Genomic DNA, 25,132 nt, shown 5'->3' on the forward strand with positions numbered 1-25,132 from the left:
CCCACTCACCCACCACCCCGCTCGCCTACCGGCCGCAGCGCTTGCCCTGCTCCGGCGGTTCGCCCGTCAGCAGGTAGCGGTTGACGGCGCCGTCCACGCACGCGTTGTGCCGCCCGTACGCGGTGTGCCCGTCCCCGTCGTAGGTGAGCAGCCGCCCGGACTCCAGTTGGCCCGCCAGCGCCTGGGCCCACGCGTACGGCGTGGCGGGGTCGCGGGTGGTGCCGACGACGACGATCGGGGCGGCGCCCGCGGCCCGGACGGTGTGCGCCGAGCCGGTGGCCTTCACCGGCCAGTAGGTGCAGGTCAGCGCCATCCACGCCATGTCGCGCCCGAAATGCGGCGAGGCGCGCTCGAAGTCCGGCACCGCCCGCCGGACGTCCTCCGGGCCGGCGAAGGGGGCGGGCAGGTCGAGGCAGTTCACGGCCGTGTTGGCGAACATCAGATTGGGGTAGGAGCCGTCCGGCTCGCGCCCGTAGTACGAGTCCGAGAGCTTCAGCAGGCCGGTGCCGTCCCCGGCCTTGGCGTCGGTGAGCGCGCCGCGCAGCGTGGGCCAGAGGAAGTCGGCGTACATCGCTTCGAGGACGCCCGTGGTGGCCTGGGCGTGGCTGAGCCGGCGGCCGCCGTCCGTGGTGGCCAGCGGCTGGGCGCGGACGGTCGCCAGCAGGGCCACCAGCCGCTCGCCGACCTCCTGCTCGGTGCGGCCGAGCGGACAGTCGTCGCGCCGGGCGCAGTCCTTGGCGAATGCGGCCCAGGCGGTCTCGAAGCCGCCGGCCTGGGTCCGGTTGCCGGCCACGGAGTCGAGGGACGGGTCCATCGCGCCGTCCAGGACGAACCGCCCGACCCGGCCGGGGAAGAGCCCGGCGTACGTGGCGCCCAGGAACGTGCCGTAGGACTTGCCGACGTAGCTCAGCCGCTCGTCGCCGAGGAGCGCGCGCAGCACGTCCATGTCGCGGGCGGCCTCGACGGTGCTGACGTGGCCGAGCGCCGCGCCCGCCCGCTGCCGGCAGCCCTCCGCGAACTCCTTGTCGGCGGCGACCAGGGCGTCGACCTCTCGCTGGTCGGTGGGGGTGAAGTCGACGGACGTGAAGGCGTCCATCCGCTCGCCGGTCAGGCAGGTGACGGGGCTGCTGCGGCCGACGCCGCGCGGGTCGAGCCCGACGAGGTCGTACCGGGCGCGGACCCCGCCGTCGTACGTCCGGGCGGCGGCCTCCACGTACTCGACCGCCGAGCCGCCGGGCCCGCCCGGGTTGAGCAGCAGCGAACCGATCCGGCCCCCGGCCGCCGGCGAGGCCCCCATCCCTGCTGCCCCCGTCCCGGTCCCCGTACCAGCCCCCGCCGCCCCCACGCCCGCCCCGGGGATCGCGGGGGCGCGGACGGCCGTCAGGGTGAGGTCGCCGTCAGCGGGGCGGCCGTAGTCGACGGGCACCTTGAAGGTGGTGCACTCGAACCCGTCGTCACACGGCTGCCACGCCAGCCGCTGCCCGTAGTACGCGCCGAGCTCGGCGGGCGCCTCGGCGGGCAACGGCTCCAGCGGGGTGACCTCGGCGGGCGGCGAACCCGGCGATGACGCGGGCGACGCGCCGTTCCCCGGCCGGGACACCGCCCCGCCGCCCGGACCGGGCCCGCCCGCGCTGCACCCGCCCGCCAGCAACCCGCCCGCCAACAGTTCGGCCGCGACGAGCGTCGCGGCCAGTACCCGCCCGGTGGCCTTCATCCGGATCCCTTCGTTCGACCCACTCGATCGCCTTCGCTGCGTGGGGACCGTCCGCCCCGGCTCACCCCGCGAGCCCGGCCAACGGCGGCTGCCCGGTACCCGCCCGGGGTACCGGGCAGCGAAGTGCCCGTGAAAAGCCCTGCTCAGGAGGCCTTCCCCAGCGTGTCGGCCAGGTACTGCGCCGCCTGCCGCACGAGCCGCAGCCGCTCCCGGTCGGGCGTGAAGTCCTGCACGTTGTCCGAGATCCGCACGTCAGCCTTGGCTGCGGGCCCCGCCCCGCCGTGCAGGGCGGCCTGGAGCTTGCGCGCCGCGTCGAGCCCGGCGGCGTCCGCCTTCGCGGCGGCGAGCATCAGCTTCGCCGCCGTCCCCGCGGGCGCCTCCGCGCCGGCCTGGGTGAGCGCGGCGGCGTCGTACCGCCCCGAGACGGCCGCCGCGGCGCCGTACAGGTCCGGGCGGGCCAGCCCGGCCGCCGCGGCGCACGGCGCGCCGCCCTCGACGCCGAGCGTGCCCCAGGAGGCCGGTCCGGGCGGCATCGCGCGGAAGGTGGCGGCGATGGTGGTGCGCAGCGCCACGTCGTCGGCGACGGCCTGCGGGGCGGCGGCGACGAGGTCGCAGGGGTGCGCGGTGCCGTTCGGCGCCTCGGGGGCGACCAGGATGAACGGCCGCGCCTTGCCGGTCTGCAGGGCCGAGCCGATGCCCTCGAAGACGTCCGGGACCTCGGCGTCGGCGGTCTTGCGCGGGGTCGCGGCCTGCATCACGACGACCGGGAAGCGGGCGTTCGGCTCCTTGGCGTACTGCGGCGGCAGCCAGACCCGGACGTTGCGCGGCTTGCCGTCGGGCCCGAGCACGGCGGACTGCAGCAGTTCCCCGCCGCCCGGGTGGCCGACGCTGTCGAACCGGCTCGGCACGGCGGCCGGCGACGTCGCCGCCGCGGCCTGGGCCACGGCGGCCTCGGCGGTGGGCGGCACCGCTTGCTGCCGGGGGCCGGCGCCCTGCGCCCCGCTCGCGGCGGGCGCGTCCACGGCGGGCTCCGCGCGCTCCGCCGACTCGTCGTCGGTCCGGTTCATCCCACCGAACGCGCCGAAGGCGGTGAGCAGCGTCAGCGCCGTGACGCACACTCCGCAGACCATCGCGCCGGCCGCCCTCAGCAGCATCGGCCACCGGTCCCCGGCCAACTCGTACACCTGGGCGGCCCGCAGGTCGCGCCAACGCTGGTGGGCCCCGCGGGCCAGCCAGAGGCCGCCGAGGGCGGCCGCGAGCAGGGGGATGACGAGGAGCGAACGGACCACGGGACGCACCACCTAGGGCGGAGGACCGGACGACCGGGGCGGACCCGGCGCCGTACGGGACAGACTGCCCCGGCACCGGGGCGCAGTCGGCCCCCAGCGTGCGGGACGACCCGGCCGTCACACGCGGGTGTGCCCGGCGCGTATCGCCCGTTCACTCGAAGGTGGGACACCCGGGTAGGGCGGGAAGCGGAACGCGCCCGCCCCCGGAGCGGCCCGCGCTCCGCACCGTGAGCGCCTCAGCCCGCTCGCCGCACCGTGAGCGCCTCAGCCCGCGCGCAGCGCCACCGTCATCGCCTCGACCGCGAGCAGCGGATCGACGTTGCGGTCCAGCGCCCGGCGGCACGCGAGCACCGCCTCGATGCGGCGCAGCGTGCCCTCCGCCGGGCCCGCCTGGGCGACCCGGTTCAGCACCTGCCGCTGGTCCTCGTTGGCCAGCGCGCCGGTGGAGCCGAGCTGGAGCGCGAGCACGTCGCGGTAGAAGCCGAGCAGGTCGAGCAGCGCGACGCCGAGGGTCTCGCGACGGGTGCGGGTGGCCCGGCTCTTCTGCCGCTTCTCCAGCTCCTTGACCGCACCGGCCATGCCGCGCGGCGCCTTGCCGCCCTCGGCGGCGCCGTAGACGGCCTTCAGGTCGTCGGTCTCCTTGGCGTCCTGCGTCTCGGCGAGCGCCTCGGCGTCGGCCTTGGCGGTGTCCACCAGGCGCTGGGCGGCGGCCAGGCAGCCACCGATGTCGGAGACCTCCAGGGGGATCCGCAGCACCTCGGTGCGCCGGGTCCTGGCCTGCTCGTCGATGGCCAGGCGGCGGGAGCGCTCGACGTCACCCTGCCCGGCGAGCGCGGCCAGGCGCGCCGTGCCCGGGTCGACGCCGTCGCGGCGGACCAGCATGTCGGCGACCGCCTCGGCGGCCGGGGTGCGCAGCACGAGCAGGCGGCAGCGCGAGCGGATGGTCGGCAGCACGTCCTGGACGGACGGCGCGCAGAGCAGCCAGACCGTCCGGGGGGAGGGCTCCTCGACGCCCTTGAGCAGCGCGTTCGCGGCGGCCTCGGTGAGCCGGTGCGCGGCGTCCACGAGGATCACCGACCAGCGCCCGCCGGTCGGGTAGCTGGAGGCGCGCAGCACGAGGTCGCGCATGTCGCCGACGCCGATCGACAGCCCGTCGGTCCGGACGTACTTCACGTCCGCGTGGCTGCCGGCCAGCACGGTGTGGCAGCCCTCGCAGAACCCGCACCCGGGCGTACCGCCGAGCGCGAGGTCCGGACTGGTGCACTGGAGCGCCGCGGCGAACGCCCGCGCGGCCGTGACCTGCCCGGCCCCGGGCGGCCCGGTGAACAGCCAGGCGTGCGTCATCAGGGAGGCGTTGGCCCCCTCGGCCGGCCCGGCGCCGCGGCCGGCCGCCACCGTCGCCCCGGCCGCCATCGCGGCGGCCGTCAGCTGCTCGACCACCCGCTCCTGGCCCACCAGGTCGTCCCAGACGGCCACTGCTGCTCCCAAGCTCCGTACGGCTGCGCTCCGCCGTCGAGCATACGTGCCCGCCCCGACACCCACTGCGCCGTCCGGGCGACGGCTCTGCCGCCCTGGCCGACCGACCCTCACCGCGGCTCCGCATCACCGCGGCGCCGGCACAGCCGAGCCGCCCCGCCCGGCCCCGCCGAGCGACACCGCGGGCAACCCGAGTCCCGCCGGACGCCCGCCACCCCGCCCGCGCGCAACGGAAAGTCCGAGCGCGCCTCCGCCCCCTCCCTGCAGACGCAAGCGGCGCCACCCGGCCTCCTCGGCCCGGTGACGCCGCCCGTCGTCCGTTCGCACCACCCGCAGCGCGGGATCAGCTCTTGCGCCCCCAGCGGCGGCCCTTGCCCTTGCCATGGTCGTCGCCGGCCTCGGCGCCGCTGCCCGCGCCGGCCTCGCCGCGCGGAGGCCGCGGGCCCTGGCCGGGGTCGTCGTCCTGCTCCCAGCGGGACCATTCGTCGCGCGAGCCGAGCAGCGTGTCGGTGAGGCTCGGGAGGTCGTCCATCGGCGTCTCCTCGGCCCAGTCCGGCCGCGGGCGCGCCTCGGCGGCGTCGGCCGGGGTCTGCCCCTCGCCGACCACCGGGAGCTCCCGGGTGGTCTCCGCGGGCTCCTCGCGCCACAGGCCCGGGGGGACCCGGTCCTCGGCACGGCCGGGCTCGACCTTCGGCAGCACCGCGGTCCGGTCGTCCTCTGCCGCCACCTTCGGCAGCACGGCGGTCTCGTCCGCCGCAGTCGGCCCGGCCGCCACCCGCGGCAGCTTCGCCGTCTCGTCGGCGGCCGCCCCGCCCGGCACCCGCGGCAGCACCGCGGTCTCCTCCGCCGCAGCGCCCGCAACTGGCGGAGCGGACGGAGCGGGCGGAACCGCCGGCAGCTTCGCGGTCTGCTCCGCGACCGGCTGCCGGTCCCGCAGCGACAGCTCGCGCGTGGTCTCGTCGGCTTCCTGAACCGAACCCGAAGCACCCGGCGTCCCGGCGCCCTCCGGCGCCCGCAGCTGCGTGGTGGCCGCGTCCCCGGCACGCCCCGCCGCCGTCTCGGCCGCGGCAGCAGCCGCGGCGAGCGCGGCGGCCTGGGCCAGCCGGGCCTCCTCGGCGCGCTGCAGCGCCTCCTCCGCCCGGCGGCGCTGCTCCTCGCGCTGGAGCTCCCGCTGCCGCTGGAGCTCCGCCTGCGCGGCCGCCTCGGCGGCGAGCCGCTTGCGCTCGGCGGCCTCGGCGGCGAGGCGGGCCTCCTCCTCGGCCTTGCGGCGCGCCTCCTGCTCGGCCCGTCGGCGGGCTTCCTCCTCGGCGCGGCGCCGCGCCTCCTCCTCGGCCTTGCGGCGCGCCTCGGCGGCGACCCGCTCGGCCTCCTCCTTGGCCAGCCGCTCCTGCTCGGCCTGCTCGGCCCGCAGCTGCTCCAGGAGCTCCTGCCGCTTGCGCTCGGCGGCCTCCGCCTCGGCCTTCTTGCGGGCCTCCTCGGCGGCGCGCCGCTCGGCCTCCTCCCGCGCGAGCCGCTCCTGCTCGGCGCGGGCGGCCTTCTCCTGCTCGGAGAGGGGCAGCTCGCGGTCGAGCCGGTGGCGGATCGCGGTGGTGACGAAGCCGGGCGCCTGGCTGCCGTCGACGATCAGGTAGCGCGCCGGGTCGGCCGCCGCGAGGGCGAGGAAGCCGGCCCGGACCCGCTGGTGGAACTCGGTCGGCTCGGACTCCAGCCGGTCCAGCGCCTCGGTGAAGCGCTCCCGGGCCTTGGTCGGGTCGACGTCCAGGACGACGGTCAGGTCGGGCACCAGGCCGCCGGTGGCCCAGCGGGAGATCCGCGCGACCTCGGTCGCGGCGAGGTCGCGCCCGGCGCCCTGGTAGGCGATGGAGGAGTCCATGTACCGGTCGGTGATGACGACGGCGCCGCGCGCGAGGGCGGGACGGATGACGTTCTCGACGTGCTCGGCGCGGTCGGCCGCGTAGATCAGGGCCTCGGCGCGGTGCGAGAGGCCGGTGTTGCCGACGTCCAGGACGAGGCCGCGCAGCCGCTGCCCGACCGGGCTGCCGCCGGGCTCGCGGGTCAGCACGACCTCGTGGCCCTTGCCGCGGATCCACTCGGCGAGCGCCTGGGCCTGGGTGGACTTGCCGGCGCCGTCGCCTCCCTCCAGGGCGATGAAGAAACCGGTGCCGGTGGTGCGGTGCGCCGCAGGGCCGCTGCCGCCGCGCACGGCGTCGATCAGGTCGCGGCCGAACGGGGCGGTGCCGCGCCGGTCGTCGGTCTTGACCAGCACGACGGCGGCGAGCACCAGGGTGAGCAGGCCGGCGGTGGCGACGGCGAGGGCCGCGCCGCCGTGGATGAAGGTGAACGAGCCGGGCTCGACCGTGCCGTACTCGACGTCGCCGTAGGCGGCGGCGATCAGCGGGACGGCGACCAGCGCGGCGCCGACGACGGCCCGCAGCACCGCGTACAGGTGCTCGGTGACCTTGGGCAGCCGGGCCTCCTCGACCTCCTGGGCGAGCAGGGTGCGCCCGGCCGAGACGACGATCCCGGCGGCGAGGCCGGCCAGCACGGTGAGCAGGAGGACCAGGACGTAGTCGAGCACGAGCCCGGCCAGGATCAGGGTCACGCCCTCGGTGATCAGCGCCAGCGCGAGCAGCCGGCGGCGGGAGAGGGCGGGCAGGGTGGCCCGGGTGAGCCGGACGCCGGCGGCCGGCGCGCCGGTGGCGGCGAGCACGAGCAGGCCGTAGCCGATCGGCCCGGCCCGGTGCTCGGCGGCGGTGAGCAGCGCGAGGGCGGCGACGCCGGCCATCGAGGCGTAGGCGGCGGCGACGGCGAAGGTGAAGTAGGGGGCGCTACCGGTGCGGCCCTTCTTGAGGGCGGGGACACGGGAGGGGCGACGCGGAGCGTCTCCGGCACGGGTGGTGGTGGGCGCCGGGTTGGCCGCGTCGGTCGGGGCGCGCAGGCCCCGCAGCGGCGGGTACGGGGCGACGGTGACCGGGCCGACGGCCAGCTGCTGGAGGTAGCCGCGGACGGCGGAGGCGGTGAACAGGCCGGCCGCGCCGAGGGCGGCGACGGTCACCTGGTGGGCCCGGAGCCAGTCCGAGCCGAGCGCCGCGAAGACGTTGTTGACCAGGGTGCAGACGACCAGGCCGACGGCGGCGAGCGGCAGGGAGACCCAGCCGGTGAACCGGTCGACGGTGCGGACGGTCTCCAGGTTGGCCGCGGACGGCCGCTGCTCGGCGACGGGGGCGTACGGGTCGGCGGGCGGCAGCAGGCCGGGGACGGCCGCGTCCTTGGCGACGGCCCACACGCGCTCGGCGGCACCGGTCACGAAGACGGTGGCGAGCAGGACGTAGGTGGCGGCCCCGGATTTCGGGCCGGAGCCGAGCCACACGATCCACCACGGCGCGACGCCGATCAGCACGGCGCGCAGCGCGTCGGCGCCGAACAGCGTCCAGCGCCGGTCCAGCTTGCCGGCGACCAGTCGGTGCACCGGTCCGAGCAGCAGGACGCCGACGACCAGGGCGGCCGCCAGCCGGGCGGCGAAGACCGCGGCGACCGCGAAGGCCAGGCTGCGCGGCAGGTCACCGAACGGGCCGCCGAGGGCGGCGGCGATCACGGTGAGCGCGAGCAGCACCAGCAGGCCGAGGCGGTCGGCGGTGCCGCCGATCAGCTGGTTGGTCCACAGCCGCCGGTAGGGCCGCGTGCGCAGCAGCGCGCGGGCCCGCTCCACCGGGGTACCGGCGGGCGCGACCTCGGGCAGGTCGGGCGTGGCGGCTCTGGCGGCCGGGGCGGCGCTGGGGGTGGGCTGCTCCTCGCTCGTCATACGGTCAGCGTAGCGGTCGGGGGTTGGCCGGAAAGAGACGAACGACGTTCCGGATCGGGCTCATCACCGGGTTGTGACGATCTCCGCACACACACACGCCGCCCCCGAACGGCCCCCGCCCCTCACCGGGCCCGCCCGTACATGGTGCGGACAGCTCCCCCCGGACACGCCCCGGGCCCGCGCCCCGATGAAGGGGGGCACGGGCCCGGGAGCCGCCGTCGGAGGATCAGCCCTCGTCGGTGGCCGTGGTCTTGCTCGCGGCGGTCTTCTTCGCCGCCGTCTTCTTGGCCGCGGCCGTGGTGGTCTTCTTGGCCGTGGTCTTCTTCGCGGCCGTCTTCTTCGCGGCGGCCGTGGTGGTCTTCTTGGCCGCCGTCTTGGTGGCGGTCGCCTTCTTCGCCGGGGCCTTCTTCGCCGCCTTCTTCACCGGCCCGCGCGCCCGCTTCTCGGCGAGGAGCTCGTAGCCGCGCTCGGGCGTGATCGAGGCGACGTCGTCGTCCTTGCGCAGCGTGGCATTGGTCTCGCCGTCCGTCACGTACGGCCCGAAGCGGCCGTCCTTGACCACGACCGGGCGCTCGCTGACCGGGTCGGTGCCGAGCTCGCGCAGCGGCGGGGCGGCGGCGGCCCGGCCGCGCTGCTTGGGCTGCGCGTAGATCGCCAGCGCCTCGTCGAGGGTGATCGTGAAGAGCTGGTCCTCGCTGGTGAGCGAGCGCGAGTCGGTGCCGCGCTTGAGGTACGGGCCGTAGCGGCCGTTCTGCGCGGTGATCTCGACGCCCTCGGCGTCCGCCCCGACCACGCGCGGCAGCGAGAGCAGCCGCAGTGCGTCCTCCAGGGTGACGGTGTCCAGCGACATCGTCTGGAACAGCGAGGCGGTGCGCGGCTTGACCGCGTTCTTGCCGGTCTTCGGCGTGCCCTCGGGCAGGATCTCGGTCACGTACGGGCCGTAGCGGCCGTCCTTGGCGACCAGCATGTTGCCGCTGACCGGGTCCGGGCCGAGCTCGAAGTCGCCGCTGGGCTTGGCCAGCAGCTCCTCGGCCAGCTCGACGGTGAGCTCGTCCGGCGGCAGGTCGTCCGGGATGTCGGCGCGCTGGCCGGGCTCGCCCTCGACGGCGGAGGCGCGCTCGACGTACGGGCCGTAGCGGCCGACCCGCAGCGTGATGTCGTCGCTGATCCGGAACGAGCTGATCTCCCGGGCGTCGATCGCGCCGAGGTCGGTGACGAGCTCCTTCAGGCCGCCCAGGTGGTCGCCGTCGCCGTTGCCGGCGTCGGCGGCGCGCCCGGCCTCGACGCCCTCGCCCTCGCCGAAGTAGAAGCGCTTCAGCCACGGCACGGACTGCGCCTCACCGGCGGCGATCCGGTCGAGGTCGTCCTCCATCTTCGCGGTGAAGTCGTAGTCGACCAGTCGGCCGAAGTGCTTCTCCAGCAGGTTGACCACGGCGAAGGACAGGAAGGAGGGGACGAGCGCCGTCCCCTTCTTGAAGACGTACCGGCGCTGGATGATCGTGTCGATGATCGACGCGTACGTGGAGGGGCGGCCGATCTCCCGGTCCTCCAGCTCCTTGACCAGCGAGGCCTCGGTGTAGCGGGCCGGCGGCTTGGTGGCGTGGCCCTCGGGGGTGATCTGCTCGGCGGCCAGCGGGTCGCCCTGGGCGACCTGCGGCAGCCGGCGCTCGCGGTCGTCGAGCTCGGCGTTCGGGTCGTCCGCGCCCTCGACGTAGGCCTTGAGGAAGCCGTGGAAGGTGATGATCTTGCCGGAGGCGGAGAACTCGACGTCACGGCCGTCGGCGGAGGTGCCGCCGACCCGGACGGTGACGGACTGGCCGACCGCGTCCTTCATCTGGGAGGCGACGGTGCGCATCCAGATCAGCTCGTACAGGCGGAAGTCGTCGCCGCTGAGGCCGGTCTCGGCCGGGGTGCGGAAGCGGTCGCCGGAGGGGCGGACGGCCTCGTGCGCCTCCTGGGCGTTCTTGACCTTGCTGGCGTAGGTGCGCGGGGCGTCCGGCAGGTAGTCGGCGCCGTACAGCTGGGTGACCTGGGTGCGGGCGGCGGAGATCGCGGTGTCCGACAGGGTCGTCGAGTCGGTGCGCATATAGGTGATGAAGCCGTTCTCGTACAGCTTCTGGGCCACCTGCATGGTCCGCTTGGCGCCGAAGCCCAGCTTGCGGCTGGCCTCCTGCTGGAGCGTGGTGGTGCGGAACGGCGCGTACGGCGAGCGGCGGTAGGGCTTGGACTCGACGCTGCGGACACCGAACGAGGTCCGCTCCAGCGCGGCGGCCAGCTGGCGGGCGGCCTGCTCGTCCAGGTGGAGCGCGTTGGTGCTGCCGGCCTTCAGGCGGCCGTCCGAACCGAAGTCGCGGCCGCTGGCGATCCGCTTGCCGTCGACGCTCGACAGCCGGGCGCCGAAGGTCTCCGGGTTGGCCGCGTCGGCCGGGGTGCGGCCGGTGCCGAAGGTGCCGACGAGGTCCCAGTAGGACGCGCTGCGGAACGCCATCCGCTCGCGCTCGCGCTCGACCACCAGACGGGTCGCGACGGACTGCACCCGGCCGGCCGAGAGCTTCGGCATGACCTTCTTCCACAGCACCGGCGAGACCTCGAAGCCGTAGAGGCGGTCGAGGATGCGGCGGGTCTCCTGGGCGTCGACCAGACGCTGGTTCAGCTCGCGCGGGTTGGCCACCGCCTCCTGGATCGCGGTCTTGGTGATCTCGTGGAACACCATGCGGTGCACCGGCACCTTGGGCTTCAGGACCTGCTGGAGGTGCCACGCGATGGCCTCGCCCTCGCGGTCCTCATCGGTGGCGAGGAAGAGCTCGTCGGACTCCGCGAGCAGCGACTTCAACTTGCTGACCTGGGACTTCTTGTCCGCGTTCACCACGTAGATGGGAGCGAAGTCGTGGTCCACGTCCACCCCGAGGCGGCGCACCTCGCCGGTGTACTTGTCCGGCACCTCGGCCGCGGTGCTGGGCAGGTCGCGGATGTGCCCGACGCTCGCCTCGACGATGTAGCCGGGGCCAAGGTAGCCCTTGATCGTCTTCGCCTTGGCCGGCGACTCGACAATGACGAGTCGCTGTCCGTGCGCGGTCTCGCTGCTCGGGGACACCTTCGCTCTTCTCTCCCGGTCGTTATGTGAGCTGGTCGGCGCCGGCTGCACGGGCTGCGCTCCGCCCGACCCCTCCACCGTCCCGGGGCTGCCGCTGAACGACGACCCCACCAGCGGAGTGTGACCGTACCCCGGCCACCCTTGTCAAACGGACGGATCCCGCGTTTTCACTTGCCAGGCCCACCGACGCCACTCGAACGGTAACCCGATGATGGAGCATCCCGCCCCGTGGAGGGGGGCATCGGCGGGTTCCGGAGGATGGAATGACGGATTTCAAGATCTGTCAACGGAAAATCCGCGGAGCGCGGGGCTCCGGATGGTGCGGCGCCCGGGGCGGCCCGGACGGACCCGGCCGCGGCCCAGCGGACTCAGCCGACGACGGCCGTCAGCAGGCCGGCCCCGACCGCCAGGCAGCAGGTGCCGAGCGCGCTCCACAGCAGGTCCGCCAGCGCCGGGCGACTGATCTCCCCCGCCGCCAGCACGACCCGGTCCGGGCGGCGCGGGTCGTAACAGATCCGGACGGAGGTGCCGGGGGCGAAGCGGTCGGGACGGCGCAGCGGCGTGTGGCCGCGCGGACGGGCGAGCACCCGCTCGGCGCACCGCCCCGCGCCGGCGCCCCCGACCGACGGCAGCGCCGAGAAGGAGAGCAGCGGCGCGCTGTCGAGCTCGCCGTGCGCGTCGGGCTCGGCGACCACGACGGCCTCCGCCGGCACCCCCCGGCGGCGGACCAGGTGGCGAAGGCGCACTTCGGCGGCGCACCAGAGCAGCAGCGCGCCACCGAACAGGGCGAGCACCAGCCCGCCCACGACCGCCGTCGTCCTGTCCACCCCTCGCCCCCGGCTCCCCAGCTCTGTCCACAGCCTGTGGACAGAGCCTCGCAGCGGGCGGCCAACGCGGGACAGCCGCCGGAAGGCTGAAGGACGAACCAGGGGCTACGGGGAGGTGAACCGGACGCCCGCGTCCCCTCGGGGCAGCGGGCGCCCGGACGTACGGCTCAGGCGACGGGGCGGATGAAGCCCTGCTCGGTCAGCAGCCGCAGCGACTCCGGCACGCGGTCCCGCAGGACGACCCGGTCCTCGCCGAGCAACTGGGCGATGGCGTCCACGATCTCGCCCGCCGACAGCGTGCCGTCGCAGACCCCGACGAAGCCCGCGCCGACGGTGTCCACCTTGGTGGCCCGCCGCATGCCGCGGTTGTGACGCAGGATCACGTGCTCCGGGTCCTCCGCGCCGGGCGCGCCGACCTGCTCCTGGACGACCTCGTCGGCCAGCACGTACCGCGCCGCGAGCAGGCCCGCGTCGTCGTGCGAGCGCAGGAAGTCCTGCCGGTCGAACCACTCCTCGATGTGCGGACCGAGCGGCTGCTCCACCGGGTGCGGCCACTCCTCCACCCGGACCGTAGGACGCTCGGCGCCGCTCGCCCGCAGGGTGATCCAGCCCATGCCGATGCCTTCGACCCGGCCCGCCTCGAAGGCGTCCAGCCACTCGCCGTAGCGGGCCTGGTAGTCGCCGCCGGGACCGCGGTGGTCGCCGCCGTCGCGCAGCCACAACTCGGCGTACTGGGCGACGTCCTGGACCTCGCGCTGGACGATCCAGGCGTCCAGCCCGGTGCCCGCGACCCAGCCGGCCAGCCGCTCGTGCCAGTCCTCGCCCTTGACGTGCTGCCAGTTGGCCAGCAACTGGCAGTAGCCGCCCGGCTCCAGGTGGGCGGCGGCGGACCGGACCAGGGTGCGGCACAGGTCGTCGCCGGCCATGCCGCCGTCGCGGTAGGTGAACCGGCCGGCCGGCGAGATGACGAACGGCGGGTTGGAGACGATCAGGTCGAACTTCCGCTCCCCGACCGGCTCGAAGAGGCTGCCGGTGGCGGCCTCGGTGTTGTCGAAGCCGGACAGCGCCAGGGTCAGCTCGGAGAATCGCAGCGCGCGCGGGTTGAGGTCGGTGGCGGTGACCTTCTGGGCGTGCCGGGCCGCGTGCAGTGCCTGCACGCCGGAGCCCGAACCGAGGTCCAGGGCGGCGCGCACGGGCCGGCGCACGGTGATGTTGGCCAGCGTCGTGGAGGCGCCGCCGACGCCGAGCACCAGGTCCCGGCGGGCCACGCCGTGCGCGGTGTCGCCGGAGCCGATGCCGCCCGCGCCGCCCACCGCGCAGCCCAGGTCCGAGACCACCCAGGCGTCCGAACTGGGCAGGCCGGCGACCTCGTTGGCGTACGGGCGGACGTCCACGGTGGCGCGCACCAGGTCGCCGTCCGGGCGCAGCCAGCCGTCCGCGAGGCAGTCCTCGACCGGCAGCGCGGCCGCGGCCGCCTTGTAGGACACCGGCTGCTGGAGCAGGAACAGCCGGACCAGCGTCTCCAGCGGGCCGTCGCCGCGGGTCGCGCGCAGCGCCGGGACCGCCTCGCTGCGGGCCAGCGCCGCGTAGCCGGTGGGCCCGAGCAGGTCGAGGCAGCCGTCGGCGGTGAACGAGGCGGCGAGCAGCGCCTCGCGCAGCTTGGCGAGGCGGGTGGGGTCGAGAACGGGGCTACTGATCACCCCGCCATTGTCCCCCGGGCCGTGGGCGCACCCACCGCACCAGGGGCGGGCGCGACGGGTGCGCCCCGGGCGTGCGGCAGGTCAGCTCGCGCTGGGCGCGGGCGCGGACGGGGCGGCGGACGCCGTGCCGGCGGGGGGCGCGGCGGGCGTGGCCGCTGGGGTGCCGCTGGGCGCGGCAGCGGAGGCGCCGGTCGCGCCGGTCGCGCCGTCGGTGGGCGCGGCGGTGCCAGGGGCCGTCGCCGGAGCGGTCGCAGGGGCCGTCCCGCCGCCGCTCGGGGCGGGGGTGGCCGAGCCGGCGCCCGGGGAGGCGGAGGCCGCGGAGGGCTTGCAGCCCTCCTGCTTGGCCATGGCCGCGCCGAGGTCGCCGCGCTGGAGCTTGCTCTGCGCCTGGGTGGACAGCGTGGCCAACTGCTGTACCTGGTCGGCGACGCTGCGCAGCCCGTCGGCGAACTTGGACTGGTCGGCGCTGGACAGCGCGTCCAGCTTCTTCTGGACGTCCAGGTAGCCGTCGGCCGCCTTGTTCAGCTCGGCGACGGTGTCCTTCTGGAGGTTGGCGCCGTCGTCGACCTTGGGCGCCCCGGCCGCGTCGATCGCCTTCGCGATGTCCTGGTTGGTCTTGGCGAGGCGCCCCACGTCGGCGGAGAGCCGCTTCTGCAGGTCGGCCGGGGCCTCGCCGGTCTTCACCTGGCCGGTGTCGGCGAGCGCGCTCTGGGCCTGGGCGATCGGGTCCTTGGCCGCGCCGCAGACGTTCGACGCCCAGGACTCCAGCTGCTTGCTGTTGTCGTCGCCGCAGCCGACGGCTCCGAACGCGAGCAGCACGCCGAGGGCGGGTACGGCCAGCAGTCGCTTGTTCACCGGGAGAGGCCTTTCGGTTCGGTCGTCTTCGGTCGTCGAACCTACACGCCGCCGATCCGCCCCCGGTTCCCGGCCGCCCGGGCATGGTCCGGCCGCGCCCCTGGCCCGGCCAAGGCCGCCGCTCCGCCCGGGCTCAGGCCCGCTCGACCCGGATCGGGTCGCCCGGCCGGACCGTCCGCAGCACCTGGGCGTCGCCGTCCAGCGCGCCGAGGATGTTGCAGGGACTGGCCAACCGGCACTCGCCGCCGCGCGAGATCGGCGTCGGCCCGTACGGCAGCGCGAGGCTGTCGCCGTCCGTCCAGAACGCCACCGTGCCGGGCTCGACGACCTGTTCGGCGTCGTCCTCCCGCGGCACGCTGACCGGTGTCCCGAAGTAGACCTCCTCGCCCCAGGTGCCGGCCGACGAGCCGATCGGCAGCTCGGCCCAGAGCGCCTCGGCGGTGGGGGTGGCCCGCAGGGTGGCGGTCGCCTGACCGGCCGGCCACAGAATGCGTATCCGCATGGTCGTCCTCTTCCGCGACAGGTCCGGTCGTGATCGTCGACCGGACCCGGTCGTGCCGGAAGCAGGGAACCGCCGGGTTCAACAGTTTGTCAACGGGATCCCGAGGGATGGACGCACGCCGAGACGGCGGCAAGGCCGCAGCGGACCCACGGGTCACGGCGTCACGGGCTGACGGCGCCACGGGCTCACGACCTCACGCCGCCACGGGCTCTCCGGCCCGGCCCCGCGCTCCTGGGAGCTCCGGCGCTCAGACCGAGACGGCGTCGACCGAAACCGGCCAGCTCATCCGGATCAGGCCACCGTCCGTACCGTTGGTGACCTCCAGGTCCTCGACCAGGCCGGTGATCACGGCCAGGCCCAGGGTGTCCTCGTCCGGGTCGCCGCCCTCGGCCGCGCCGGGGGCCGGAACGGCGGACGGGCCCGCCTCGTCCTCGACCTCGATGAGGAAACGCTTCTCCTGGTCGGTCAGCGCGACCCTGACGGTGCCGCCGAGGCCGCCGCGCTGGTGCAGCCCGACCGCGCGGGAGCACGCCTCACCGACCGCGAGCCGTACCTCGTCGAGCACCGACTCGTCGACGCCGGCCCGTCTGGCGACGGCCGCGGCGACCAGGCGGGCCGTGCGGACGTGCTCCGGAAGCGCGCTGAATCGAAGTTCGACGGTTGCCATCTCTCCCCCTCGGGGTGCTCCGACCGGGGCCGACGCCGCGGCCCCTGCGGGCCGGCCGAACCGGCCCCGGTGCGGGCGGGGACGACCGGGGCGAGGAGCCCCGGCCGTCCCGACCGCGTGGATCGGGCGGGTGGGCCGGCCACCAGGACCGGCCCGGCCGCATCAGTCGGTCGCGCTGACCGCGTCGTCCACCGAGGTGTGGATCGGGAAGACCTTGGTCAGACCGGTGATGCGGAAGATCTTCAGGATGCGCTCCTGGTTGCAGACCAGGCGCAGCGAGCCCTCGTGGGCACGCACCCGCTTCAGACCGCCCACCAGCACGCCCAGACCGGTCGAGTCGAGGAAGTCCACGCCCTCCATGTCGACGACGAGGTGGTACTTGCCGTCGTTGACGAGCTCGACCAGCTGCTCACGCAGCTTCGGGGCGGTGTACACATCGATCTCGCCGCCAACCTCGACGACCGTGCGATCGCCGACTGAACGGGTCGACAGGGACAGGTCCACGGAACCTCCAGCACCTTGCCTTGCTACGTCATGTGCGTTCCTCGGCCGGACGGCCGCCACCGCATGGTCGCGAGCCCTGGGCGCGCCCAGCCAACGCGTGGCAAGCCTCGGCGCTGCGACCCACGGCCATACGGCCGTCACGGCCACATTCAACCACCTGTGACCATGCCCGCACGATGGCTTAGGACGATTCTCCGTCACGCCGGTGACACACTGGGTCCCCATGCCGCCCCGACACAGCCTGCCCGAGGCACTGCTCACGACCCTGTCCACCACCAGGGGGCGGTCCGACCGGCTCACCCATACGGAGCACCTTCCCGCCCGACCTGCGCGTTATGCGCCCTGGCCGGAGTCGATCCGCTCCGAGATCTCGGCCGCCGCGCGCGCCGTCGGCGTGGAACAGCCCTGGGCGCACCAGGCGGAAGCCATGAACCTGGCCAAAACCGGCCAGACTGTGGTGATCGCCACAGGGACCGCCTCGGGCAAGTCGCTCGGCTACCTGGCCCCGGTCCTGAGCGATCTGCTGGACGGCACCGAGGCCCGCAACGGCCGCGGCGCGACCGCCCTCTACCTCGCTCCGACCAAGGCCCTCGCCGCCGACCAGCGCCGCCGCGCCGCCGAACTCGCCCCGCCCCGGGTCCGGGCCGCCCTCTACGACGGCGACACCCCGCCGGAGGAGCGTGAGTGGGTCCGCCAGTACGCCTCGTACGTGCTCACCAACCCGGACATGCTGCACCGGGGCATCCTGCCCGCCCATGCCCGCTGGTCTTCTTTTTTCAAGGTGCTGCGCTACGTGGTCGTCGACGAGTGCCACAGCTACCGGGGCGTGTTCGGTTCGCACGTCGCCCAGGTGCTGCGGCGGCTGCGCCGCATCTGCGCCCGATACGGTTCGTCACCCACCTTCCTGCTCGCCTCCGCCACCACCGCCGACCCGGCCGCCACGGCGGGGCGGCTGACCGGCCTGCCCGCCGTCGCCGTCACCGAGGACGCCTCGCCGCGCGGGCCGATGGTCTTCGGTCTCTGGGAGCCGCCGCTGACCGAGAACGTCGGCGAGCACGGCGCGCCCGTCCGCCGCACCGCCACCGCCGAGGCGGCGTACCTGCTCACCGACCTCGTCGAGCGGCAGACCCGCACGGTCGTGTTCGTCCGCTCCCGCCGGGCCGCCGAACTCGTCGCCCTGCAGGCCCAGGACCAGCTCGGCCGACCACTCGCCGAGCGGGTGGCCGCCTACCGGGGCGGCTACCTCGCCGACGAACGCCGAGCCCTGGAAGGCGCCCTGCACAGTGGTCAGCTCCTCGGCCTCGCCTCCACCTCCGCTCTCGAACTGGGCGTCGACGTCTCCGGCCTCGACGCCGTCCTGATGGCCGGCTACCCCGGCACCCGGGCCTCGCTGTGGCAGCAGGCCGGCCGGGCCGGACGCGAGTCCCAGGGCGCGCTCGCCGTGCTGATCGCCCGGGACGACCCGCTGGACACCTACCTGGTGCACCACCCCGAGGCGCTGTTCGCGGCGCCCGTCGAGGCCACCGTGCTCGACCCCGACAACCCGCACGTCCTCGCCCCGCACCTGTGCGCGGCCGCGGCCGAACTCCCGCTCACCGACACCGACCTGGAGCTGTTCGGCCCGTCCACCGCGCCGCTGCTGCCCGTCCTGGAGCGCCGCGGCCTGCTGCGCCGACGCAGCGACGGCTCCTGGTACTGGACCCGCCGCGAACGCGCGGCCGACGCCGTCGACCTGCGTGGCAGCGGCGGCAACCCGGTGCAGATCGTCGAGGCCGCCACCGGCCGGCTGCTCGGCACGGTGGACGCCTCCGCCTCCCACACGACCGTCCACACCGGGGCCGTCCACCTGCACCAGGGGCGCACCTTCCTGGTCCGCGAGCTCGACCTGGAGAACTCCGTCGCCCTGGTCGACGCGGCCGACCCGCCGTACACGACGGCCGCCCGGGACATCACCTCCATCTCCGTGCTCGACACCGACACCACCGTCCGCTGGGGCGAGGGGCGGCTTAGCTTCGGTTCGGTGGAGGTGGTCAACCAGGTGGTCGGCTACCTCCGGAAGCGGATCTCCACCGGGGAGATCATGGGCGAGACCAAGCTCGACCTCCCGCCCCGCACGCTGCGCACCCGGGCGGTCTGGTGGTCCGTCACCGAGGACCAGCTGCTCGACGCGGACATCCCGCTCGACCGGCTGCCCGGCGCCGCCCACGCCGCCGAGCACGCCTCGATCGGTCTGCTGCCGCTGTTCGCCACCTGCGACCGCTGGGACATCGGAGGCGTCTCCGTCCCGCTGCACCCCGACACCGAGTTGCCCACCGTGTTCGTCTACGACGGTCACCCGGGCGGGGCCGGCTTCGCCGAACGCGGCTTCCAGCGGGCCGTCCAGTGGCTGACGGCCACCCGCGAGGCGATCGCCGCCTGCGAGTGCGAGCGCGGCTGCCCGTCCTGCGTGCAGTCGCCCAAGTGCGGCAACGGGAACGACCCGCTGGACAAGGTCGCGGCCGTCCGGCTCCTGGACGTCCTGCTGGCCGGCGCCCCGGAGGCGGCGGACGGGGCCCCCGGCCCCACCGGCGCGGACTCATGAGCCCTCCTCCACCGGGGTGACCGCGGCCCGTACCGGTCCGGCACGGGCCCGCGCTCGTGCCGGACCGACCGGAAGCCGCACCGGCAGCCCCACGACGGGCACCTCGGCCACCACCTCGACCGCGTCGTCGTCCCGGTCCACCGCGCAGGACACCAGGCCCGCCCCCTGCGCCGCGACGATCCCGACCGCCCGGCCGCATCCGCCGTCCGGGTCCAGCAACAGCCGGTCCGCCGCCGCGAGGGCCGCCAGGTCGGCCGCCGCCTCGGCCCGGTGCCGCGCGACGACGACCGAACCGACCGCCATCGTCGCCGCGAACACCGAGCAGCCGAGCATCGCGAAGGCCACCAGCCAGACCGTCGCCGAGCCGGCGTCCGCCGCCCCGCCGCGCCCGCGCGCCGCAGCGGCCCGGGCCCGCGCTCCCACCACCGGCGGCACCAGCCGCCGGGTCAGGCCGGCCATGCCGTTCCTCCTCCCACCAACGTGTCCTCCCGCGCCGCCACCGCGACGGCGCTCAGCCGCACCGAGAGCAGGCCGCCGAGCCTGCCCGGCGCCCCGCAGGGCGCGTCCACGGTGACCCGCACGGTGTCGGCCGCCAGGGCGACCTCGACCTGCGCCCCGGGCGGGGCCGCCGCGCGGGCGACCGCGACGGCGTCGCTCTCGCCGCGGGCGGCGGCCCGGGCGCCGACCCGGGCCGCGTCCACGCACCGGATCTGGCCCGCTGCGGCGAGCACGCCCCAGATGAGCAGCGCCGCGAGCAGGACCAGCGCCGGCATGGCCACCGCCGTCTCCGCCGTCACGAACCCCGCGTCACCGCGTGCCCGGCCGCGCCGGTACCTGCTACGTCGCATGGAGCGCCCGCTCCAGCAGATCGGTCAGCGCCCCCGTGACGGTCGCGCTGGTCACCACCTTGTAGAGCCCGGCCGCGAGCGCACACGCGCCCAGCGTGCCGACGGCGTACTCCGCCGTCGTCATCCCGGCGTCCGAGCGGCCCCTTTCACGGACCACCCGTCGGACCCGGCGCGCGGTCCAGCGTCCTCGCCGGCGCCACACCCCCGGCAACGGCCGGGCCGGAAGCCCGTTCCCGGGCCCGGGTGCCATCACAACAGCCATGGTCTTCTCCTCATCGGTTTCGGTTGCACGCAAGGCACGCGATTCACGCGATGCACACGGCGCGTGCGATGGATCGGTGGAATCGGTGGGGCTGCCAGGACTCCCTCACACCGCCAGTGCGAACCGGCTGGTGAGCCCCACGACGACCGGCACGACGCCGATCAGCACGAAGGCCGGGAGGAAGCAGAGCCCGAGAGGCACGGTGGCCAGAACTCCCGCCCGGCGGACCCGGGCGTGGGCCGCCCTGCCCGCTGCCGTCCGCCGGGCGTGGGCGAGCCCGATCAGGGGCACGGCGGCCGGGGAGCCCCCGAGGCTCGTACGGACCATGCAGCGGGCCAGTGGTGCCAGCGAGGGGTGCTGCTCGCCCAGCCGGCTCCAGCACAGTTCCGGCGGAGCGCCCAGGGCCAGTTCGGCCCCGATCGACACCAGCCGGGGCCCCATCGGAGCGCCCACGCTCCGCCCTACCGCCATGACCGCGACGGAGGGCGAAGCCGCCGAGCCGAGGCAGGCCGCCAACAGCTCCGCACTCAGCGGGAGTTGTCGGGTGAGCGACTCCTCTTCCAGCTCGGCCCGCCGATCGGCCGGCGAGCGCGCTCGCGCCAGCGCCTGGTAGGCGCCCGCTGTCAGCACCACCCCGAGCAGCAGCCCGAGGCCGCCACCGAGCACCAGAGCCGCTCCGGCGCCCGCCAGGGCCGCCATCGCCGACCGCCGGAGCACCCCGGCCCCGCCCGCGTGCCGCGTCGACGGCGCCGGCCGCGCCGACGGAACCCGCCCGAAGAGCCTGGCCGAGGCTCGATGCCACCCCACCCGGCGGCGGGCGGGTACAACTCCCGCCGCCACAAAGGCCATCAGCACCGCCGCACCCCACATCACCCTGCCACCGCCTCGGCCCTGCCGGCCTTGTTGCCCACCGGCCGACGCCCGGCCCTGCGGCGTGGCAGGCCGCTCAACGCCCGCCCGGCGCCCCGGAGTACCCGCTCGCCACGCACCCGCCCGGAACTCCACGTGGCCGCCTTCAGGGCCCTGGACCCCGCCCGCCCGGCTCTCGGCACCCTCGGGGCCCTCGCCGTCCACGGCCCCCGAACGACAGCCCCGCTCCCCGGACCCACGGGGCCCTCCAAGCCGCCCCGAGCCGCCGCCCGCACGATCCGAGCCGTCCAGGCCACGCCCAGCCCTTCCAGCCCCGCGCCCACCGCGAGGCAACCGAGCCCGGCCGACGTGTGCAGGAGGACGTGCACCGGCCTCGCCCCCATCGCGGTGCCCAGGAGCAGCCCGGCCGCCGGCAACGCCGCCAGGACGGCGATCGTCGTTCGAGGCCCGGCCAGTTCACCGGCGATCTCCTCGGCCAGGGCCCGCTCACCGCGCAGCGCCTCCGCGACCCGGTCCAGCGCGGCGGCCAACCCGGCGCCCCCGTCCGACGCGACCCGCCAACAGGCCGCGATCGCCGCCGCCCCGCTCCCGCCCGGCAGTTCGGCGAGCAGGTGCAGCGCGGCGGGCACATCGCCCCCGTAGCGACCGGCCGCCAACCGCGCCAGCGGCTCCTCACCCAGCGTGCGCCGGGCCTGCGGGTCGGCCGCGGTGCGCGTCGTCACCACGTGGAGCGCCTGCTCGGGCGTCGCCCCACTCCGCAACTCCCCTGCCAGAGCGGCGCAGAGCTCGACCACACCGGTCGCCCTGCGCCTGGCTTCCCCGGCCACGGCCCGCCGCAGACGCCACCTCCGGAGCGGCACCACGGCGAGTACGCCGACGAGCACCGGCACCGGCGAGGCCGTCGCGTACCCGGCCGCCAACCCGACGGGGAGGAGCAGAAGTTCGGGAACCAGCCACTGCGGCGCCCCGAGCGCACTGACCGGCCGCACGGGAGGCACCGGCGGCCCGGCGCCCGCCAGCACCAGCCTGGATCGCCGCCCGCCCGGCAGCTGCTGCTGCAGCACGTGCCATCCGCCGAGCGCGACCACGCACAGCGCCGCAGCCCACCACAGCGAGATCTGACTGTTGATCATCTCGTGAACCTCCTCGTCATCGACGTCATCGACCTCTCTTGCCCCAGTCCCCCAGCAGGGCGAGGGCACCCACCGAGAGCACGCACAGCAGCAGGACGAACCCGAGTTCCACCGCCCGTGCGCTCGCCGCCGCGAGCCCCGTCATGGCGGCCCCGCCGGGAGCGTGACGCCGCGCGCCGCCAGCAGCCCGAGCAGCCGCTCCCAGCCCGCTTTCGGGGCCATCCGGCCATCCACCGTGAACTCCACCGCCGGGACGGTCACGGCCAGGCCTTCGCGGTCCCCCGCGAGCGTGTGGATGTCGGCCACCCGGCGACGCCCCGAGCCCGGCTCCCGGACCAGGTGCACCACCAGGTCGAGCGCGGCGCGCAGTTGGCTGTGCAGCGACGGCCGGTCGAGCCCGGCGAGCGAGCCCAGCGCCTCCAGCCGGACCGGCACGTCCGCCGCCGTGTTGGCGTGGACCGTCCCGCAGCCGCCCTCGTGGCCGGTGTTCAGCGCGGCCAGGAGGTCCGACACCTCGGCCCCGCGCACCTCACCGATGACCAGCCGGTCGGGCCGCATCCGCAGCGCCTGCCGGACGAGGTCCCGGAGGGTGAGCTCGCCGAGCCCTTCCTGGTTGGGCGGTCTGCTCTGCAGCCGGACGACGTGCGGATGGGCCGGTCGCAGCTCGGCGGAGTCCTCGGCGACCACGATCCGTTCGTCCGCGCCGACGAGGCCGAGCAGAGCCGCGAGGAGCGTGGTCTTGCCCGTCCCCGTGCCGCCGGAGACCAGGAGCGACAGCCGGGCCCGCACGATGCCGGCCAGGAGGTCGGCACCCTCGGGCGGCAGGGCCCCGCCCGCCACCAGCTCGGCGAGCGTGAACGGCCGGGGCCGGCAGACCCGCAGCGAGATGTGCGTGCAGCCGGCCGCGATCGGCGGCAGCACGGCGTGCAGCCTGGTGCCGTCGGGGAGCCGGGCGTCCACCCAGGGGCGGGCGTCGTCCAGCCGCCGCCCCGCCGCGGTGGCCAGTCGATGCGCCAGCCGCCGGACCGCCTCGGCGTCGGCGAAGCGGACCCCGGTGGCGCGGTGCAGGCCGCCGCCACGGTCGACCCACACCTCCTCCGGGCCGTTCACCAGGACGTCCGTGACGTCGGGCGCCGCCAGCAGCCGGTCCAGCGGGCCCGCGCCCACCAGTTCGGCGCGCAGGGAGCGCACGGTGTCCAGGACCTCGTCCCCGCCGAGCGGCGGCCGGGTGGCACGCAGCGCGGCGGCGACGGAGCCGTCCGTCGGGGCGGCGCCCGACTCGGCCAGTCGCAGCCGGACCGCGTCCAGCAGCGCCGCCGTCCGCTCCTCCCGGGCCGTCCGCCCGTAGGGGCACGGACGGGACTGCTCCGGCGGCCCGTCGAGCGGCGGAACACTCCGGAGCAGTCGGCGCTCCCGCGCACCGCCACCCCCGCCGAGCGGGCCGCCGACCCCGCCGGCACCACCGGAAGCGCCGGTGCCGCCCGGGCCGGGCCCGGTACCTGTCCTGCGCAGTCGGACCATCAGTACACACCTCCTCCGACCGCCGGCACCGGCGGCAGCACTTCGTCCAGGAAGGTCGCGCAGAAGCGCGCGAGCGGGCCGTTGTCCCGCGTCCCGGGCGGCACGCCCTTCTCGACGTCCTCGGCCAGCCCGGGCTCCGGCTCCAGCTCTCCCGCGAGCTCCAGCCGCAGGCCGCGGGCGATCCGCCCGGCCGGGAGGCCGCGCGCCCGCAGCGGACGCACCACCGCCCGGACGTCCCCGAGCCGCATCCGGGCCGCCGCCGCGACCCGGTCGGCGGCGGCCACCGCCCGCAGTTCGGCCGGGACCACCAGCAGCGCCAGGTCCGACTGCTCCAGGGCCTGTCCGGCCGCCGCGTCGAGGTGGCGCGCCACGTCGACCACGACGAGCCCGCCGCGTCGTCTGGAGGCCGCCAGGACGCTGCGCATCGCCTCGGGCGGCACCGCCAGCGTGTCGCCGCGGTCCCACGAGAGGCAGGACAGTCGGGACGGCCGCTTGAGCGCGGGCAGCGCCCGGACCAGTTCGCTCCCGCTGACCCGGCCGCGCGAGCCGGCCAGATCGGGCCAGCGCAGCCCGCGGGCCGTCTCCCCGCCGAGCAGGATGTCCAGGCCGCCGCCCAGCGGATCCCCGTCGATCAGCATCGTCCGCCGCCCGGACCGCGCCGCGGTGACCGCGAGGGCGCACGCCAGGGTGGAGGCCCCCGCCCCGCCGCGGCCGCCGAGCACGGCGACGGTGAGCGCCGGGGGCCCGACGCCCTCGGCCGCGTCGGCGATCCGGTCGAGCAGCCAGGCTTCGGCGTCTGGGAGGAACAGCACGTGTTCGGCGCCGAGTTGGACGGCTCTGACCCACACCTGCGGGTCGTCCAGGTCCAGCCCCAGGAGCAGGACCCCGGCACGCCGGGGCAGCCCGGCGCACCGAGCCACCTGGTCGTCCCCGACCAGGACGAGCGAGGAGCTCTCCCAGAGCCCGCGGGGCGGCGGGCTGCCCCGGATCAGCTGCGGTTCGGTGCCCGCGGCCGCGCAGAGCCGCAGCAGGTGCTCGGCGAGGCGCTCGTCCTCGGTGAGGACCAGCGGCCCGGTGGACCCGGGACCCTCGACGGTGGTGTGGCCGGTGATCGGCGTCGACATGGTGCTCTCCCCTCCGCGAGTCTGCCGCTGTCCGCGGCCGACGGCGCGCGTCCGACGGTTGGGGCGGACGGCCGCCCGGGAGGGCCCGGGAGAGGCCCTGAGGAAGGCCCCGGCGACCGCCGCCGGACCTCACGGTGGGGGCTGATCGGGATTCCGTCATCGGGCTTTCGAATCCCTGTGGACAACTCGGTGCCTGTGGAGGAATTCGTTCACCCGGGCGGGGGGCTAATGAGCCAAGAATTGACGAACCGGGATCACGGAGATGAACCGGGGACTCCGGTCGCACTAACCGCACGACCTCCCCGGACTCCGCTCACGGAACCGTCCGGGCGTCCCCGGCCGCCGCGACGGGGGCGGCGAGTG

Annotated in this window: 19 protein-coding genes; 1 reads left to right on the forward strand and 18 read right to left on the reverse strand. The window is 75.8% G+C overall.

From position 1 onward, the window contains the following. Positions 1-25: 25 nt before the first annotated feature. The 11 genes from PUR71_RS29385 to bldG all read right to left on the reverse strand — a co-directional run bounded on the left by PUR71_RS29385 (position 26) and on the right by bldG (position 16,430). Entirely contained in the window at positions 26-1,714 is a 1,689-nt protein-coding gene (locus tag PUR71_RS29385; protein WP_329930182.1) for an alpha/beta hydrolase, read from the reverse strand. A 143-nt stretch (positions 1,715-1,857) separates the two neighbouring features. Then, positions 1,858-3,003 (reverse strand): hypothetical protein, encoded by a 1,146-nt coding sequence (locus tag PUR71_RS29390; protein ID WP_329930183.1) that lies wholly within the window; start codon positions 3,001-3,003, stop codon positions 1,858-1,860. A gap of 264 nt (positions 3,004-3,267) precedes the next feature. Then, positions 3,268-4,479, reverse strand: a complete 1,212-nt coding sequence (locus PUR71_RS29395) for a DNA polymerase III subunit delta' (RefSeq protein ID WP_329930184.1) — start codon at positions 4,477-4,479, stop codon at positions 3,268-3,270. A 343-nt stretch (positions 4,480-4,822) separates the two neighbouring features. After that, positions 4,823-8,281, reverse strand: coding sequence for a dTMP kinase (gene tmk / locus PUR71_RS29400; protein WP_329930185.1), 3,459 nt, complete (start codon positions 8,279-8,281; stop codon positions 4,823-4,825). 226 nt (positions 8,282-8,507) lie between these two features. After that, positions 8,508-11,375 carry a type I DNA topoisomerase gene (topA, locus tag PUR71_RS29405; protein WP_329930186.1) on the reverse strand — a complete coding sequence of 956 codons (2,868 nt, stop codon included), beginning with the start codon at positions 11,373-11,375 and terminating at the stop codon, positions 8,508-8,510. 368 nt (positions 11,376-11,743) lie between these two features. Beyond that, positions 11,744-12,202 carry a DUF3592 domain-containing protein gene (locus tag PUR71_RS29410; protein ID WP_329930187.1) on the reverse strand — a complete coding sequence of 153 codons (459 nt, stop codon included), beginning with the start codon at positions 12,200-12,202 and terminating at the stop codon, positions 11,744-11,746. Positions 12,203-12,369: 167 nt separating this feature from the next. Beyond that, positions 12,370-13,902 (reverse strand): DUF7059 domain-containing protein, encoded by a 1,533-nt coding sequence (locus tag PUR71_RS29415; RefSeq protein WP_329930188.1) that lies wholly within the window; start codon positions 13,900-13,902, stop codon positions 12,370-12,372. A gap of 81 nt (positions 13,903-13,983) precedes the next feature. Continuing rightward, positions 13,984-14,757 (reverse strand): hypothetical protein, encoded by a 774-nt coding sequence (locus PUR71_RS29420; protein ID WP_329930189.1) that lies wholly within the window; start codon positions 14,755-14,757, stop codon positions 13,984-13,986. 133 nt (positions 14,758-14,890) lie between these two features. After that, complete coding sequence (locus PUR71_RS29425; RefSeq protein ID WP_329930190.1) at positions 14,891-15,259, reverse strand: cyclophilin-like fold protein; 369 nt, start codon at positions 15,257-15,259, stop codon at positions 14,891-14,893. A 247-nt stretch (positions 15,260-15,506) separates the two neighbouring features. Beyond that, the gene (locus PUR71_RS29430) at positions 15,507-15,926 is read right to left on the reverse strand and encodes an ATP-binding protein (RefSeq protein WP_329930191.1); all 420 of its coding nucleotides are present in this window, start codon (positions 15,924-15,926) and stop codon (positions 15,507-15,509) included. Between the two features lie 162 nt (positions 15,927-16,088). Further along, a complete protein-coding gene (gene bldG / locus PUR71_RS29435; protein WP_030240921.1) occupies positions 16,089-16,430 on the reverse strand; it encodes an anti-sigma factor antagonist BldG in 342 nt (113 codons plus the stop codon). Between the two features lie 223 nt (positions 16,431-16,653). Here bldG and PUR71_RS29440 point away from each other — a divergent pair, with 223 nt between their 5' ends. After that, positions 16,654-19,011, forward strand: coding sequence for a DEAD/DEAH box helicase (locus PUR71_RS29440; protein ID WP_329930192.1), 2,358 nt, complete (start codon positions 16,654-16,656; stop codon positions 19,009-19,011). Here PUR71_RS29440 and PUR71_RS29445 read toward each other — a convergent pair. The 7 genes from PUR71_RS29445 to ssd all read right to left on the reverse strand — a co-directional run bounded on the left by PUR71_RS29445 (position 19,006) and on the right by ssd (position 24,769). Continuing rightward, positions 19,006-19,470 (reverse strand): Rv3654c family TadE-like protein, encoded by a 465-nt coding sequence (locus PUR71_RS29445; RefSeq protein WP_329930193.1) that lies wholly within the window; start codon positions 19,468-19,470, stop codon positions 19,006-19,008. The genes PUR71_RS29440 and PUR71_RS29445 overlap by 6 nt on opposite strands. Next, entirely contained in the window at positions 19,458-19,859 is a 402-nt protein-coding gene (locus PUR71_RS29450; protein ID WP_329930194.1) for a TadE family type IV pilus minor pilin, read from the reverse strand. The genes PUR71_RS29445 and PUR71_RS29450 overlap by 13 nt, the downstream gene beginning before the upstream one ends. Next, the gene (locus tag PUR71_RS29455; protein WP_329930195.1) at positions 19,849-20,016 is read right to left on the reverse strand and encodes a DUF4244 domain-containing protein; all 168 of its coding nucleotides are present in this window, start codon (positions 20,014-20,016) and stop codon (positions 19,849-19,851) included. Before PUR71_RS29455 ends, PUR71_RS29450 begins: the two co-directional genes overlap by 11 nt. A gap of 210 nt (positions 20,017-20,226) precedes the next feature. Continuing rightward, positions 20,227-20,820 carry a type II secretion system F family protein gene (locus PUR71_RS29460; protein ID WP_329930196.1) on the reverse strand — a complete coding sequence of 198 codons (594 nt, stop codon included), beginning with the start codon at positions 20,818-20,820 and terminating at the stop codon, positions 20,227-20,229. A 170-nt stretch (positions 20,821-20,990) separates the two neighbouring features. Beyond that, a complete protein-coding gene (locus PUR71_RS29465) occupies positions 20,991-22,124 on the reverse strand; it encodes a type II secretion system F family protein (RefSeq protein WP_329930197.1) in 1,134 nt (377 codons plus the stop codon). Between the two features lie 141 nt (positions 22,125-22,265). Continuing rightward, positions 22,266-23,645, reverse strand: a complete 1,380-nt coding sequence (locus PUR71_RS29470; protein ID WP_329930198.1) for a TadA family conjugal transfer-associated ATPase — start codon at positions 23,643-23,645, stop codon at positions 22,266-22,268. Continuing rightward, positions 23,645-24,769 (reverse strand): septum site-determining protein Ssd, encoded by a 1,125-nt coding sequence (ssd, locus tag PUR71_RS29475; protein ID WP_329930199.1) that lies wholly within the window; start codon positions 24,767-24,769, stop codon positions 23,645-23,647. The genes PUR71_RS29470 and ssd overlap by 1 nt, the downstream gene beginning before the upstream one ends. Positions 24,770-25,132 lie beyond the last annotated feature (363 nt).

Source organism: Streptomyces sp. SP17BM10 (assembly GCF_036322405.1).
Classification (GTDB): domain Bacteria; phylum Actinomycetota; class Actinomycetes; order Streptomycetales; family Streptomycetaceae; genus Kitasatospora.